15 protein-coding genes are annotated in these 13,449 nt (G+C 67.6%); 7 read left to right on the top strand and 8 right to left on the bottom strand.

Annotated features, from left to right (window positions below; genetic code table 11):
* Window positions 1-2: 2 nt before the first annotated feature.
* The gene (locus BW981_RS11915) at window positions 3-962 is read right to left on the bottom strand and encodes a collagen binding domain-containing protein (protein ID WP_076439359.1); all 960 of its coding nucleotides are present in this window, start codon (window positions 960-962) and stop codon (window positions 3-5) included.
* Between the two features lie 105 nt (window positions 963-1,067).
* Between BW981_RS11915 and BW981_RS11910 the strand changes: the two genes are divergently transcribed.
* Both BW981_RS11910 and BW981_RS11905 read left to right on the top strand, forming a co-directional pair.
* Window positions 1,068-1,637 carry a nitroreductase family protein gene (locus BW981_RS11910; protein ID WP_076439357.1) on the top strand — a complete coding sequence of 190 codons (570 nt, stop codon included), beginning with the start codon at window positions 1,068-1,070 and terminating at the stop codon, window positions 1,635-1,637.
* Between the two features lies 1 nt (window position 1,638).
* Window positions 1,639-2,247, top strand: a complete 609-nt coding sequence (locus BW981_RS11905; protein ID WP_076439355.1) for a flavin reductase family protein — start codon at window positions 1,639-1,641, stop codon at window positions 2,245-2,247.
* A gap of 6 nt (window positions 2,248-2,253) precedes the next feature.
* Here BW981_RS11905 and BW981_RS11900 read toward each other — a convergent pair whose 3' ends face one another.
* The 3 genes from BW981_RS11900 to BW981_RS11890 are packed head-to-tail and all read right to left on the bottom strand — an operon-like array spanning window position 2,254 to window position 3,863.
* A complete protein-coding gene (locus BW981_RS11900) occupies window positions 2,254-2,463 on the bottom strand; it encodes a heavy-metal-associated domain-containing protein (RefSeq protein ID WP_076439353.1) in 210 nt (69 codons plus the stop codon).
* A 19-nt stretch (window positions 2,464-2,482) separates the two neighbouring features.
* Entirely contained in the window at window positions 2,483-3,361 is an 879-nt protein-coding gene (locus tag BW981_RS11895; protein WP_076439351.1) for an HpcH/HpaI aldolase/citrate lyase family protein, read from the bottom strand.
* Window positions 3,362-3,365: 4 nt separating this feature from the next.
* Window positions 3,366-3,863, bottom strand: coding sequence for a MaoC family dehydratase (locus BW981_RS11890; protein ID WP_076439349.1), 498 nt, complete (start codon window positions 3,861-3,863; stop codon window positions 3,366-3,368).
* 183 nt (window positions 3,864-4,046) lie between these two features.
* Between BW981_RS11890 and BW981_RS11885 the strand changes: the two genes are divergently transcribed.
* Both BW981_RS11885 and BW981_RS11880 read left to right on the top strand, forming a co-directional pair.
* Complete coding sequence (locus tag BW981_RS11885) at window positions 4,047-5,099, top strand: hypothetical protein (protein WP_076439347.1); 1,053 nt, start codon at window positions 4,047-4,049, stop codon at window positions 5,097-5,099.
* Window positions 5,096-6,310, top strand: a complete 1,215-nt coding sequence (locus BW981_RS11880) for a DUF2336 domain-containing protein (RefSeq protein ID WP_076439345.1) — start codon at window positions 5,096-5,098, stop codon at window positions 6,308-6,310. Before BW981_RS11885 ends, BW981_RS11880 begins: the two co-directional genes overlap by 4 nt.
* A 3-nt stretch (window positions 6,311-6,313) precedes the next feature.
* On the opposite strand, the gene BW981_RS11875 is transcribed toward BW981_RS11880, so the two are convergent.
* The 4 genes from BW981_RS11875 to BW981_RS11860 all read right to left on the bottom strand — a co-directional run bounded on the left by BW981_RS11875 (window position 6,314) and on the right by BW981_RS11860 (window position 9,354).
* Window positions 6,314-7,087, bottom strand: a complete 774-nt coding sequence (locus BW981_RS11875) for an NAD kinase (protein WP_076439548.1) — start codon at window positions 7,085-7,087, stop codon at window positions 6,314-6,316.
* Between the two features lie 131 nt (window positions 7,088-7,218).
* A complete protein-coding gene (locus BW981_RS11870; RefSeq protein WP_244560300.1) occupies window positions 7,219-8,088 on the bottom strand; it encodes an MBL fold metallo-hydrolase in 870 nt (289 codons plus the stop codon).
* A gap of 198 nt (window positions 8,089-8,286) precedes the next feature.
* The gene (locus BW981_RS11865; protein ID WP_076439343.1) at window positions 8,287-8,727 is read right to left on the bottom strand and encodes a hypothetical protein; all 441 of its coding nucleotides are present in this window, start codon (window positions 8,725-8,727) and stop codon (window positions 8,287-8,289) included.
* A gap of 90 nt (window positions 8,728-8,817) precedes the next feature.
* Window positions 8,818-9,354 (bottom strand): hypothetical protein, encoded by a 537-nt coding sequence (locus tag BW981_RS11860; RefSeq protein WP_076439342.1) that lies wholly within the window; start codon window positions 9,352-9,354, stop codon window positions 8,818-8,820.
* A 374-nt stretch (window positions 9,355-9,728) separates the two neighbouring features.
* Here BW981_RS11860 and BW981_RS11855 point away from each other — a divergent pair, with 374 nt between their 5' ends.
* The 3 genes from BW981_RS11855 (at window position 9,729) to BW981_RS11845 (ending at window position 13,305) form a co-directional block, all read left to right on the top strand.
* Window positions 9,729-11,270, top strand: coding sequence for an ABC transporter substrate-binding protein (locus BW981_RS11855; RefSeq protein WP_244560299.1), 1,542 nt, complete (start codon window positions 9,729-9,731; stop codon window positions 11,268-11,270).
* A 118-nt stretch (window positions 11,271-11,388) separates the two neighbouring features.
* Window positions 11,389-12,402, top strand: a complete 1,014-nt coding sequence (locus tag BW981_RS11850) for an ABC transporter permease (protein ID WP_076439338.1) — start codon at window positions 11,389-11,391, stop codon at window positions 12,400-12,402.
* A gap of 3 nt (window positions 12,403-12,405) precedes the next feature.
* The gene (locus BW981_RS11845; protein WP_076439336.1) at window positions 12,406-13,305 is read left to right on the top strand and encodes an ABC transporter permease; all 900 of its coding nucleotides are present in this window, start codon (window positions 12,406-12,408) and stop codon (window positions 13,303-13,305) included.
* Window positions 13,306-13,449: the final 144 nt, after the last annotated feature.

The raw sequence follows: 13,449 nt of genomic DNA, 5'->3' as shown, positions 1-13,449 counted from the left end.
AGCTAGCGGGCCAGCACCTCGATATCGCGGTCGGCGCCCGACTCCACCTTGAAGTCGCGCGAGAAGACCTGCCCCTCCTGGCGTGCGATCAGCACATAGTCGCCTTCGGCCAGGATCACCTGCGGAAAGGCGCCGATCGCCTCGCGGATGACGTCGCCGCCCGGCGTCAGCACGCTGAACGCGGTGCCGGCGAAAGCCTCGCCGCCCGGGGCAGCCACCAGCTTCAGCGTCACCTTGGCAGCGCGGTGATGCAGGGTCGCATCGGTGACCTTGCCGGTCTCGATGCGCACATCGGCGCGCTGGATCGCGTTGGAATCGCCGTAGGTCGAGACGACGTGATAAGTGCCCTCGGGCAGGCGGACGAGCTCGCCCGCCTTGGCGTCGCGCGTGACGAGCCGGCCTTCGGAATTGCCCTGCAGCGGCACGAAGACCTGGAAGGAGAGCTGGTTCGCGGGAATCGGCGCATCGCCGATGGACCCGCCAAGCGTCAGCGCGCCGGCACTGATCTGGACCTGGTCGCGGAGACTCTGCGTGCCGAGGGTGACGCGCTTCGTGCCGCTGGCGAAGCCATAGGCAGCGTGGACCACGTAATTGCCGGGCGGCAAGGAGAAGCTCGCATCCGGATTTGTGGAGCGCGCGACGATCTTCGGCGGGGAGCCGTCCGCGGTCTCTGCCAGCACCCGCCAGACCAGGCCGGAGCGGATCGGCTTCCGATCGCTGGCGAACTGGGCCGACATGAAGAGGCGGGTGAGCGTGTCCGGGGCAGGGGCAGGCGCCTCGGGTGTCGCCGGTGCCGGCGGCGGGGCGGTTTCCAGCGCCGGGGCGGAGGGCGCGCGCGCAGGCGGGGTCGGGATCGGCGCTGGCGTCTGGGCCGCGCCCGGCAGGGGCGAGAGAAGGACGGTGAGCAGGGCGAGCGCACAGGCAGCGCTGCGGCCAGCTTCGAACCGATCCAGTTCAAACATGCGTCTCGTCCTCGGCGCCGTTGCGGCTACGTCTGAGCAGGCTCGCTTGTCCTTATCAAGGCAAGTGCCTAGGTCTGGGCGGACCTTCATCGCCCGGATGCCTCCATGACCGATACGCTCTCCCTGCTCAAGCAGCGCCGCTCGGTGCCGCCACAATTCCTTGCTGCGCCGGGGCCGGAAGGCGCGCAGCTCGACGAGCTGCTGGCCATCGCCGCGCGCGTCCCCGACCATGGCAAGCTCGTGCCGTGGCGCTTCATCGTGTTCAAGGGAGAGGCGCGCGAGCAGGCGGCGGCGGTGGTCGCGCGCGTGTTCCGCGAGCGCAATCCGCAGGCGAGCGAGGATCAGGTCGCGTTCGAGCGCAAGAGGCTGACGCATGCGCCGGTCATCGTGGCGGTGGTGTCGCGGGCGCGCGAGCACGTCAAGATCCCGCTCTGGGAGCAGGAATTGTCGGCCGGCGCCGTCTGCATGACGATGCTGATCGGGGCCTGTGCGATGGGCTATGCCGGCTCCTGGCTGACCAACTGGTTCTCCTTCGATCGCGAGGTGCTGCGCGACTTCGGCCTTGCCGAGGACGAGCGGATCGCCGGCTTCGTGCATCTGGGCACGCCGACGGCGCCGATCAGCGATCGCGACCGGCCGGTGATGGCCGACATCGTCAGCACCTACGGAGCCTGACATGACGTATTATTCGGAGACGAAAGACGATCTCGGCTTCGCCCATGATCCCTTCAAGGCGATCGTCGCGCCGCGCCCCATCGGCTGGATCACGGCGCTGAGCGCCAAGGGCGAGGTCAATCTCTCGCCCTACAGCTTCTTCAACGCCATCTCGGCCAAGCCCAATATCGTGGTCTTTTCGTCCGAGGGGAAGAAGGACGCGGTGAGCTTCATCGAGGAGACCGGCGAGTTCACCTGCTCGCTTGTTTCCGGCGCGTTGGCGCAGGCGATGAACGCGACGTCGGCGCCTCTGCCGCGGGGAGAGAGCGAGTACCGCCATGCGGGGCTGGAGATGGCGCCCTCGCGCTTCGTCAAGCCGCCGCGCGTCGCCGGCACGCCGGCTGCGCTGGAATGCAAGCTGCTCTCGATCCAGCAATTGCGCGATCTCGACGGCAACGAAATCCCGCGCTGGTTTGTCCTGGGGCAGGTGGTCGGCACCTTCATCGACGACGCCTTCGTCAAGGATGGCCGCTTCGACACGGCCGGCGCCAACCCTGTCGCGCGCTGCGGCTATGCCGACTATGCCGAGGTGACGAGCCTGTTCTCGCTGCAGCGGCCGCCGGGCGGCTGACCGGCTTCAGCCGGGGAGCGCGGCAGCCCGATAATCGCCGAGCTCCGCCAGCCGGCGGTTGATCGTCTCGGCATCGAGGGTCGCTCCCTCGGGCAGGGTCAGCCGCGGCGGCTCGAGCGTCACCGTCGCGCCTGGCGCCAGCGCTTCCGCCGCGCGCTGGACGCGGGCGGAACATCCGCTGCAATGCATGCCCGACACCTGGAAAACCTGAGTCATTGGAATCGCCTCCGGCGTTTTATTCGTCCAGCTTGCGAGCCCGTGCGACGAGCCGCTCCGCCTGCCTCAGATGGGGACGATCGAGCATTTCGCCATCGCAACCGATGACGCCGGCCCCCGGATTGGCGGCGAACAGGGCGATCACCCGCTGCGCCTTGGCGAGCGCTTCGGCCGAGGGCGCGAATATCTCGTTGATTGGACCGACCTGCGCGGGGTGGATCGCCATCTTGCCGGTGAAGCCGTCGCGGCGGGCGGCCCGGCACTCGGCGCGGAAGGCCGCATCGTCCCGGAAATTGGTGAAGACGGTGTCGATCGCATCGACCTGCGCCGCGCTGGCGCCGAAAAGCGTGAGCGAGCGGGCGAGCCGATAGGGATCGGTATAGGCGCCGTCCTCCAGCCGGTTGGTTTCGGCGCCGAGATCGGCCGAGAGGTCTTCCGCGCCCCAGGTCAGCGCCATCAGACGGTGCGAGGAGCGGCCATAAGTGCCTAGGCCGAAGACGCCCTTGCCGGTTTCTGTCGCGATGGGGAGGATCCGCGTGGCACCGTCCGGCAGGTCGGCTTCTGCCTCGCGCACAGCGATCTTGGCGGCGAGGTGCCCGATATCGATGCCGCCTTCCGATTTCGGCAGCATGATCGCATCGGGGGCGCCGGGCATCACCGCATCGAGGTCGGCATCGCTGAGGCCGGTGGTCAGCGCGTTGATCCGGACGATCAGCAGGGGGCGTGTCGGCAGCTCCCGCGCGGCCCTGAGGAAATCATGCGTGATCTTGCGCGCCTGCGGCTTGGCATCGAGGGCGACCGAATCCTCCAGGTCGATGATCAGCGCGTCGGCTCCGCTTTCCAGACCCTTCTGCTGCTTCCGGGGGCTGTCGCCCGGGACGAACAGGAGCGAGCGCATCGGCTCAGACCGCGACCGTGGCGGGCGCCGGGCGCTTGCGCATGAAGGCCTGGCGGCGGCACTCGGCGACGAGCGTACCGTCCTGCTTGTAGGCCTTGTGGAGGAAATCGACGATGCCGGCTTCGGGACGCGAGCGCGACTCGCGCTTGGCGACGATCTCCGTGGTGCAGTTCACCGTGTCGCCCTCGAAAAGCGGGGCGGGGAAGGCGACGTCCGTCATGCCGAGATTGGCGATGGTGGTGCCGACGGTGGTGTCGTTCACCGAGATGCCGATCATCAGCCCGAGCGTGAACAGCGAGTTCATCAGCGGGCGGCCCCATTCTGTCTCGGTCGCGCAGAAATGGGCGTCGATGTGCAGCGGCTGCGGGTTCAGCGTCATGTTGGAGAACAGCATGTTGTCCATCTGCGTGACGGTCCGCGTCAGGCGATGCTCGATGACGGCGCCCACCTGAAAATCGTCGAAATAGATTCCGCCGCGCTTGTGGCGCATCGCCTCGGCCATCGCATCCTCCAGAGCCGTCGATTCCAGCCCGACCTTTCGATTCCTAGCCCCCTGCGGAGCCGGAGGAAAGCGGCGCGAGCGCGGAGGCTGCGCATCAGTGCCCTTAACGCTTCGCTTACCATAATCGTCGAGATTCCACGGGCACTTCCGCAGCGTCGCGGCGAGTCGCGCCCGAGAGCCCGCATGTTCCTGTTCACCACGCCGCAGAGCCGCGAGACGACGCCGACCGCCAACCCGGTCGTCAGCGCCATTCGCGACGGAGCGCAGAAGACCGGCGCGGGCTTCGACTACCTGCTCAAGACGGCGCAGCGGGAATCGGCACTGGCTCCGGACGCCAAGGCCAAGACCTCCAGCGCGACGGGCCTCTTCCAGTTCATCGAGCAGACCTGGCTCTCGATGGTGAAGCAGGAGGGGCCGAAGCAGGGCATGCAGAATTACGCCGACGCGATCAGCGATTCCGGCGGTCGGCTGACGGTGTCGGACCCGGCCATGCGCGACAGGATCCTGCAGCTGCGCACAGACCCGCAGGTTTCGGCCGTGATGGCGGGGGCGCTGACGCAGAAGAACCGGGACCAGCTCGCCAGCGCGCTGGGACGCCAGCCGCAGGCGGGCGAACTCTACATGGCGCATGTGCTGGGTTCTCGCGGCGCCTCGGACCTGATCAAGGCCGCGACGAGCGACCCGACCCGCATTGCGGCGCGGGATTTTCCCGAAGCGGCAGCGGCCAATCGCGGCATTTTCTATGACAAGGCCGGCAGCGCGCGCACCGTGCAGGAGGTCTATGGCGTGCTGGCGGCCAGCCACGCCAATACGCAGGTCGCAGCCGCGAGCGCTCAGCCCAGCGCGGCCGCCAACGGCGCCTCGGAGGCCCCCCTCGCCGAGATTGCCGCCGCGCTGCGGCCGGAGCGCGCCAAGGGGCTGATCGGCCTGTTCTCGACCGGCGGCTCGCGCGAGCCTGTGTCGAAGGCGGTCGCCAATCTATGGACGACGCCGACAGCCGGCGGCATGAAGCTGGCCTCTCTGGATGCGGCCGAGCGCTATTTCCCGCGCGTCAAGAATGATGCCGCCTCTTCCTCTGCCGCCGCCTCGCAGGCCGTCGCCGCCACTGCGCCGCTGCCGCCGTCGCGGCCTGCCGATCTGTCGATGCCGGCCAGTGCCCCTGCCCAGGCCGGGGCCCGTTCGCGACGAGGGCCGCTCGACCTGTCTTCCTTCATGACACAGCGGGGCGGGGCATGATCGTTCGCCGCTTCCTGCTCTGGGCCCGCACGGCCCCGGCCGAGGCTCGCGCGTCCGGCGCCGCGGCGCTGGCCAGCGCCTATCTCCGCTCCGGCATGTCGGACGAAGACCGGTGCGAGGCCGAAACGGCGCTGATCGCCCTGATCGACGACCCTTCGCCGCTCGTGCGGCGCGCTATCGCGGAAGAGATGGCGGCTTCACCCCGCACGCCACGCAATCTCGCTCTCGGGCTGATCGCCGAGCAGGGAGACGTCGCGGCGCTGGTCCTGGCGCATTCGCCGGTGCTGAGCGAGGCCGATCTGGTCGATGCCGCCGCCGTGGGAGATGTGCTCGCACAGCGCGCCATCGCCATGAGGCGCTGCCTGCCGGCGAGCGTCGCCGCTGCGCTGGCGGAGGTCGGCTGCGAGGAAGCGCTGGTGACCCTGGCGAGCAACCGCACGGCAGATATTCCGGAGTTTTCCCTCGAGCGCATGATGGAGCGGTGCGGCGACGACGGCGCCCTGCGCGAAGCACTGCTCGAGCGAGCCGACCTGCCGGCCGGGCTGCGCCAGGCGATCGCGGCACGCGTCTCCGACGCGCTCGCCCAGTTCGTCTCGGGTTGCGGCTGGCTGACGCCGGAGCGCAGCGCGCGGCTGGCGCGCGAGTCGACCGAACGGGTTGCCGTGGCGCTCGCGGCGGGTGGGCAGGCGACGGATGCGCCCGCCATCGTCGAGGTGCTGCGCGAGACCGGCCGGCTGACCCCCGGGCTGATGCTGCGCTCGCTGCTGAGCGGCGAGCCGGCACTCGCCGAGGCCGCCTTCGTTTCGCTGTCGGCGTTGCCGCGGGGGCGGGTGGCGGCGCTTCTGCGAGACCGCCGTGGCGCCGGGCTGCGCGCGCTCTGTCGCAAGGCCGGGCTGTCGCAAGCGCTGGAGCCCGCCTTCGTCGCGGCCATTCTCGCTCTCAACACACGCGGTTTCGATGCCGGCGCCCGCCGCCCGGGACTGGATCGGGGTCTGCTCGCCGAGGTCATGCTGGCTTGCGAAGCCATGCAGGGGCAGGAAGCGGACGCGCTCATGGCTCTGCTGCGCCGGATGGATTCCGAGGCTGCGCGCGAAGAGGCCCGTCACATGGCGAATTCGCTGGCGGACGATGCCGCGCTCGCCCTTCTGGTCGAGGCCGATCCGGCGTTCCTGCTGGAGCTGGCCAGCGGCGATCTGCGCGCTGCCGCCTGAGCCTCAATAGCCGAACTGCTCCCGCAGGATGCGTTCGTCCAGGCTGTGGCCGGGATCGTGCAGCATGACCAGATCGACGCTGCGGTCGATTTCGATCGAGACCGCCGCAACCTCGTCGATCTGGGTGTGGTCGGCCACGGCGCTGACGGGGCGCTTGTCGGCCTCGAGCACCTCGATCGTCACCTTGGCATGGTCCGGCAGCAGCGCGCCGCGCCAGCGCCGGGGCCGGAAGGCGGAGATCGGTGTCAAGGCGAGCAGGGGCGCGTCGAGCGGCAGGATCGGGCCATTGGCCGAGAGGTTGTAGGCGGTCGAGCCGGCAGGCGTCGCGAGCAAAACGCCGTCGGCGATCAGCTCGGTGAGCCGGACCTGGCCATCGACCGAAATGCGCAGCTTCGCCGCCTGATAGGAGCGCCGCAGCAGCGAGACCTCGTTGATGGCCTTGGCCTCGACCTGGCCGCCCTGCCTGTCGACGGCATGCATGGAGAGCGGGTGGACGACGCTGCGCTGCGCCGCAGCCAGCCGCTTGAGCAGGCCACGCTCCTTGAACTCGTTCATCAGGAAGCCGACCGAGCCGCGATTCATTCCGTAGATCGGGATGCCCGTGCCCAGGAAGCGGTGCAGGGTCTGCAGCATCAGCCCGTCGCCGCCGAGCGCGACGATGACGTCCGCCTGCGAGGGCTCGGCATCACCGTAGCGCTCGACAAGCTTATCGAGCGCGGCTTGCGCCTCGGGCGTATCGCTGGCGACGAAGGCAATCGCGCCGAATCGCTCGGTCATCATGGGTTCCGCAGAGGCCAGGCCGGACGGCCACGGCACAGGGCTTACCATGCCAAAGGCAAGGGGAGCGAGACAGCCCCAAGAAAAAGGCCGGGACGAGCCCGGCCCTTGTCGTTATCCGCCAAGGCGGATCAGATCGCCGGCGTCCATTGAACCGGCACCATCTCGAAGCCGTTTCCGTCCTTGGCGATGTGGCCGGTGGCGGGGAACGGAGCGTGGTAGAACGCGACCTGCATCCGGTCGGCCGACACCATGTCGAGCAGCTTGCGCCGCGTCGCGGCCGCCTGCGGACCATCCATGTCGAAGACGGCCGACCAGTCCGGGTTGCGCACGAACAGCGCCGGATGGTTGGTGGTATCGGACATGATCATCATCCGGCCGTTGCCGGACGCCAGCGCGAAGACGGTGTGGCCGGGCGTGTGGCCCGGCGCGGCGATCGGCGTGATCCCGGGCAGGATCTCCTTGCCAGGCTCGAACTGCTTCACATTCTTGGCGATGGGCGAAAAGACGCGGCGCACCCCGGCGAAGGCGCCCTTCATGGCTTCGGGCGCTGTGTTCATCTTGGCGTCGTCCATCCAGAACGCCCATTCGGCTGCCGGCACCATCACCTCGGCATTCGGGAAGACGGTGGTGCCGTCCTTCAGGCGAAAGCCGTTGATATGGTCGCCATGGAAATGGCTGAAGACGACGGTAGAGACATCCTTCGGGTCGAGGCCGGCGGCCTTGAAATTGGTCATCCAGGTGCCGGAGGTCGGCGCGCCGGAATCGCCGTTGCCGGTGTCGATCAGCGTCAGCTTGCCGCCGTGCTGGACAGCCAGGGTCGTGAAGGTGATGTTCAGGGCGTCATCCGGCAGGAAGGCACGGGCCATGGCCTTCTTGACGTCGGCCAGTTCGGCGTTCCTGACGAAGCCTTCCAGCGGACGCTTGCCGAAGCCGTCATTGATCGCCGTCAGCGTGATGTCGCCGATCTTGTAGCGGTAGAAACCCGGTGCCTGATTCACGGTCACTCCTTGCGGTTGGCCAGGCTGGGCCTGAGCGCCTGCCGGGGACAGGGTCCCCAGGTTCAATGTCATGCCGGCAGCCAGAGCTCCGGCGCCGGCGAAAACGCTGCGGCGAGTGAGGTCGAGGCGGTCATTGGCAGTGTCGGTCACGATATCCCCCTTGGTTGTCGCGGGAGCCTAGCGGGACACCGTGCGCGTTCAACCGCCGCCTTGGTCCGCCTGGTCAAGTTTGCGTGAGCCCGGGGGTACGAGGTCGCTTTTCGCCAGGGCACGCAGCATCGCCGCGCACAAGGCCAGCGACCCCATGACACCCTGGCCGGAGCATTCCGCCACCAGCGCCTGGAAGGGCAATGACTCTTCGCGGACGAGGCATTGAAGGCTCCAGCTCCAATCCGGCGCCTTCTCCCGTAACAGAGATACCGCGACGTCGATATCGGCGCTGACGGCGCCCAGCGTCTTCCAGAAGTTGCCTTGCTGGTAGATGCCGCCGGCCGGCGTGCGCTTCGACGCGAAGCGCGTCGGCTTGCGGCGGACGGTGAAGCCGAGTGCCTCGTAGATATCGGCATCGAGTTCACGATCGGGTCGCTGCGAGGCTTCGCAGCGTCTGGCCAGCATCAGCAGGTGTCGGGCTTCGGTCATTCCGGTCGCAGGCGGTTCGTTGCCGGCGGTCTCGCCGCCGCTGGTCCCTCTAGCGCGGACCGGCTGCCTTCTGCCAGCAGAGAACGGCGATCAGGGCACGACCGTGCCGCGCGCGCGGCCGCCGGCGACCTTGCAGGAGCAACCCACGCCGAGCTGGGCCGGCCGGTAAAGCGTGCACATCTTGACCGGAGTGCTGCAATGATCGCCTGCAACCACGGGCTCCGGCTGATAAGCCGGATAGACCGGGTAGGCTGGTCCGTAATCAGGGTAGACGGCATAGGGCGGATAGGTCGCGAGCGCTCCGATCGTCGCGGCCGCCGCCAGGCCTGCTCCAACGCCCCGATAGGGATAGCGGCCGTGCCGATAGCGCGGATAGCCTCTCCAGCCGCCGCCGCCACGCCAGCCTGAGCCCCTCCAGGCGTTGCCGCGTCCGTAGTAGCCGGCAGGTCTGTTCCAGCCCGGCCCGCGGTTGATGGCAGCCCCCGCGCCCCAGCCTCCGCCGCCGGGTCGGACGCCCCCTCCGATCGGCATGCCGCTGGCGGCGTCGATCTGCTGGGCGGAAGCCTGTGGTGCGATGGCGAAGGCAAGCGACGCCGCTGCGGCAGCGGCGAGAAGAAGGCGGCGCATGATGCGACCCTCCGGTTGGTTGAGCCCTTGAGATCAACGCGATGCAGGTCCTCCTGTTCCGGTCCTCGCATCGTTGGGGCCAAGACGTGGGCGAGGTTGCGCGCAGGGTCTGAAGGGCTGCCGCCGAAAATTACAGCGTTCGTGCAATATGTCTATTTATTAGGCAAAAACTTGACCTTGCATACGAAGTCGACCCGAAGTCCCGCGGATAGGCGCCTTTTTGCGGATATCGCCCCGCTCCGGTTTCGGCACGTTAACTGCATTGCACCCTCCCGAACGGAACCGCCGGCACTTCAAAGCCGCAATCTCGGGAGAAGATGATGGGGATCACGCGTCGCGCCGCCCTTGCCGGAGGTCTTTCTGCGCCATTTCTGATGAGTGGGCGCGCCGGCGCGCAAGCGCCGAGCCGGAGCGAGACGCTTCTGCTGGTGCAGGAATACGGGCCGAACAGCCTCGACATGCAGGGCATCGGCTCCTCTCAGCCGGTCAATGGCGTGGCGCTCAACTGCTATGATCGGCTGCTGCGCTTCAAGCCGGTCCCAATTCCGGGCGGTGGTGGCAACCAGGTCTCGATGGGCGAACTGGAAGGGGAGCTGGCGGAGAGCTGGCAGATCGCCTCGGACGGGATGAGCTGCACCTTCAAGCTGCGGGACGCCAAGTTCCACTCCGGTCGGAAGGTGACGGCCAAGGACGTCAAATGGTCGCTCGACCGCGCGGTGACGATCGGCGGCTTTGCCACCACCCAGATGAATGCGGGCTCCCTGGAAAAGCCGGAGCAGTTCGTCGTCGTCGACGACAAGACCTTTCGGATCGACTTCATCCGCAAGGACAAGCTGACCATGCCGAACCTGGCGGTCACCATTCCCTTCGTCTTCGACTCCGAACTTGCGATCAAGAACAGCGGCGGCGATCCGCTCGCCAAGGAGTGGCTGAAAAACAATGTCGCCGGGTCTGGTGCCTTCAAGGTCGAGAGCTGGAAGCCCGGCGTCGAGACGATCTATGTCCGCAACGATGACTGGGCCTGCGGCCCGCTGCCGAAGCTGCGCCGCGTCATCGCCCGCGACATCGCCTCGCCCTCGACCCGGCGGGCCCTGATCGAGCGCGGCGACGCCGACATCTCCTACGGCCTGCCGCCGAAGGATTTCAAGGATCTGGCCGATGGCGGCAAGATCAACGTCGTCGGCGTGCCGATCCCCAATGGCGTCTGGGGACTGTATCTCAACAGCCAGGTCGGCCCCTTCAAGGATGTTCGCCTGCGGCAGGCGGTGGCCTGGGTGCTGCCCTATGAGAAGATGCTGCAGGCCTCGCTCTTCGGCCGCGGCGTCGACATGTCCGGCGGCCCCGAGACGCCGAAGCCGGCCTGGCCGACACCGTTCCCCTACAAGACCAATGTCGAGAAGGCCAAGGCGCTCGTCGCCGCGGCCGGCGGCGGCTTCTCGACGACGCTGCAGTTCGACGCCGGCAATGCGACTGTGGCGGAGCCGATGTCCGTGCTGATCAAGGAGGCGCTGGCCTCGATCGGCATCGAGGTCGAGATCACCAAGGTACCCGGCGCGAACTTCCGCACCGAGATCGCCAAGAAGACCAATCCGATGACCCTGAACCGCTTCGCGGGCTGGCTGGACTATCCGGATTACTACCTGTTTTGGACGATGCACGGCAATAATTCGATCTTCAACATCGCCAACTACCAGAACCCCGATCTGGACAAGCTGATCGACGCCGCGCGCTTCACCACTGACAAGGCGGCCTACGAGAAATACGTCGTCGACTTCGTCTCGCTGGTCGAGCGCGAGGTGCCGATGATCCCGATCTCGCAGCCGACCCATGATGTCGCGATGCAGAAGTCGATCGGCGGCTATCAGTTCCAGCCCTGCCGCGAGCCGGACTTCCGCTACCTGACCAAGGGGGCGTGAGCCGAGGAACCTCATGCTCGGGCGAAGACCCGAGCATCTCCTGCCCGAGATTCTCGGGTCTTCGCTCCGCTGCGCCCGAGAATGACGGCGAGGCGGATGCCACGGAGCAGAACCAGCCATGCTCAGCCTGATCGGACAGCGCCTGAAGACCACGATCCCCTCGGTGATCGGAGTCATCATCGTCACCTTCCTGCTGACCCGGGTGCTGCCGGGCGATACGGCGGCCTATTTCGCCGGCCCGGCGGCGACGCCGCAGGCCATCGCCGAGATCCGCAGCAAGCTCGGGCTGGACCAGCCCCTGCCGGTGCAGTTCGTTTCCTATGTCTCAGCGCTGGTGAAGGGCGATCTGGGCACCTCGCTGACGACCGGGCAGGCCGTGACGGCCGATCTGGCGCAGCGGCTGCCGGCCTCGGCCGAGCTGACCTTGCTCGGGCTTCTGATTTCCATGGCAATCGCGCTGCCGCTCGGCGTGCTGGCGGCGGTGCGGCAGGGATCGTGGATCGACCATCTCTGTCGCATCGTCGCCACCGCCGGCGTGTCGCTGCCGGTGTTCTTCACCGGCCTGCTGCTGGTCTATGTCTTCTACTTCATTCTGGGCTGGGCGCCGGCTCCGCTGGGGCGGCTCGACGCCTTTCTCTCGGAGCCGCCACGGGTCACCGGCCTGCTGCTCGTCGACAGCCTGGTCGCAGGCGATGGCGAGACCTTCCGGGCGGCGCTTTCGCAAATCCTTCTCCCGGCCGTGACGCTGGCGATCTTCTCGCTGGCGCCGATCACCCGCATGACGCGCGCTTCCATGCTCGCGGTGCTCGGCGCGGATTTCGTCCGCACCGCGCGTGCCAGCGGCCTCTCCAGCCGCAAGGTCATCGGCACCTATGCCTTCCGCAACGCCATGCTGCCCGTGGTGACGACGCTCGGCATGGTGTTCTCCTTTCTGCTCGGCGCCAATGTCCTGGTCGAGAAGGTCTTCGCCTGGCCCGGCGTCGGCTCCTATGCGGTCGAGGCGCTGCTGGCCTCCGATTATGCGCCGATCCAGGGCTTCGTCCTGACGATGGCGATCCTCTATGTCGCGCTGAACCTGCTGATCGACATCCTCTACGGCGTGATCGACCCCCGCGTCCGGATGGAGGGCTGAGCGATGAACGAGATCAGCAAGATCGAGCCCGCCGCCCTGCGCTTCGAGGCGCCGCCGTCGACATCGCTTCTCGCGCATGCCCGGCACGTCGTCGCCGAAAACCCCGTCACCGGCTTTGCCTTCGGGCTGTTCGCCTTGATCCTGCTCGCCGCGATCTTCGGCCCCTGGCTGGTGCCCTATGATCCGCTGGCCTCCAATACGAACTCCGCCCTGCAGGGTCCGAGCGCAGCCCACTGGTTCGGCACCGACCAACTCGGCCGCGACATCTTCAGCCGGGTGGTGGCGGCGACGCGGCTGGATTTCTCGATCGCCGTCGCCTCTGTCGCCCTGGTCTTCCTGCTCGGTGGACTCGCCGGAGTCATGGCCGGCTTCTTCGGCGGCTGGGTCGATACGTTGGTCGGGCGCATTGCCGACACGATCATGGCCTTTCCGCTCTTCGTGCTGGCGATGGGCATCGTCGCGGCGCTCGGCAACAGCGTCACCAACATCGTCATCGCGACCGCGATCATCAATTTCCCGCTCTATGCCCGCGTCGCGCGGGCCGAGGCGAATGTGCGGCGCGAGGCCGGATTCGTGCAGGCGGCGCGGCTCTCGGGCAATTCGGAATGGCGGCTGCTGCTGACGCAGATCGTGCCGAACATCATGCCGATCATGGCCGTGCAGATGTCGCTGACGATGGGCTACGCCATCCTCAACGCGGCAGGCCTCTCCTTCATCGGGCTCGGCGTGCGCCCTCCGACGCCTGAATGGGGCATCATGGTCGCCGAAGGGGCGAGCTTCATCGTCTCGGGCGAATGGTGGGTTGCCTTCTTCCCCGGGCTCGCGCTGATGACCGCCGTCTTCTGCTTCAACCTGCTCGGCGACGGCGTGCGCGATCTCGTCGACCCGCAGCGGAGGAATTGAGGATGAGTGGAACCGCCACTGTCACTCCGGGGCCCTGCGAAGCAGGGAGCCCGGAATCCACGTGCGGGCGCAAGACCGATTGTGTCGTCGACTCTCACCCGGTCGCGAGTTCCGGATTCTCGCTGCGCGAGCCCCGGAATGACA

This window comes from Allobosea sp. TND4EK4, assembly GCF_900156025.1.
In the GTDB taxonomy this organism is placed as follows: Bacteria; Pseudomonadota; Alphaproteobacteria; order Rhizobiales; family Beijerinckiaceae; genus Allobosea.
Note: the sequence above shows the minus strand (reverse complement) of the source record. Positions and strands in the feature narration are given on the sequence as shown.

Coding starts and splice junctions, on each gene's coding strand:
- BW981_RS11860 (WP_076439342.1), bottom strand. CDS start 9,354: ATGCGCCGCCTTCTTCTCGCCGCTGCCGCAGCGGCGTCGCTTGCCTTC.
- BW981_RS11915 (WP_076439359.1), bottom strand. CDS start 962: ATGTTTGAACTGGATCGGTTCGAAGCTGGCCGCAGCGCTGCCTGTGCG.
- BW981_RS11880 (WP_076439345.1), top strand. CDS start 5,096: ATGATCGTTCGCCGCTTCCTGCTCTGGGCCCGCACGGCCCCGGCCGAG.
- BW981_RS11905 (WP_076439355.1), top strand. CDS start 1,639: ATGACGTATTATTCGGAGACGAAAGACGATCTCGGCTTCGCCCATGAT.
- BW981_RS11890 (WP_076439349.1), bottom strand. CDS start 3,863: ATGGCCGAGGCGATGCGCCACAAGCGCGGCGGAATCTATTTCGACGAT.
- BW981_RS11885 (WP_076439347.1), top strand. CDS start 4,047: ATGTTCCTGTTCACCACGCCGCAGAGCCGCGAGACGACGCCGACCGCC.
- BW981_RS11855 (WP_244560299.1), top strand. CDS start 9,729: ATGAGTGGGCGCGCCGGCGCGCAAGCGCCGAGCCGGAGCGAGACGCTT.
- BW981_RS11910 (WP_076439357.1), top strand. CDS start 1,068: ATGACCGATACGCTCTCCCTGCTCAAGCAGCGCCGCTCGGTGCCGCCA.
- BW981_RS11865 (WP_076439343.1), bottom strand. CDS start 8,727: ATGACCGAAGCCCGACACCTGCTGATGCTGGCCAGACGCTGCGAAGCC.
- BW981_RS11875 (WP_076439548.1), bottom strand. CDS start 7,087: ATGACCGAGCGATTCGGCGCGATTGCCTTCGTCGCCAGCGATACGCCC.
- BW981_RS11900 (WP_076439353.1), bottom strand. CDS start 2,463: ATGACTCAGGTTTTCCAGGTGTCGGGCATGCATTGCAGCGGATGTTCC.
- BW981_RS11850 (WP_076439338.1), top strand. CDS start 11,389: ATGCTCAGCCTGATCGGACAGCGCCTGAAGACCACGATCCCCTCGGTG.
- BW981_RS11845 (WP_076439336.1), top strand. CDS start 12,406: ATGAACGAGATCAGCAAGATCGAGCCCGCCGCCCTGCGCTTCGAGGCG.
- BW981_RS11895 (WP_076439351.1), bottom strand. CDS start 3,361: ATGCGCTCGCTCCTGTTCGTCCCGGGCGACAGCCCCCGGAAGCAGCAG.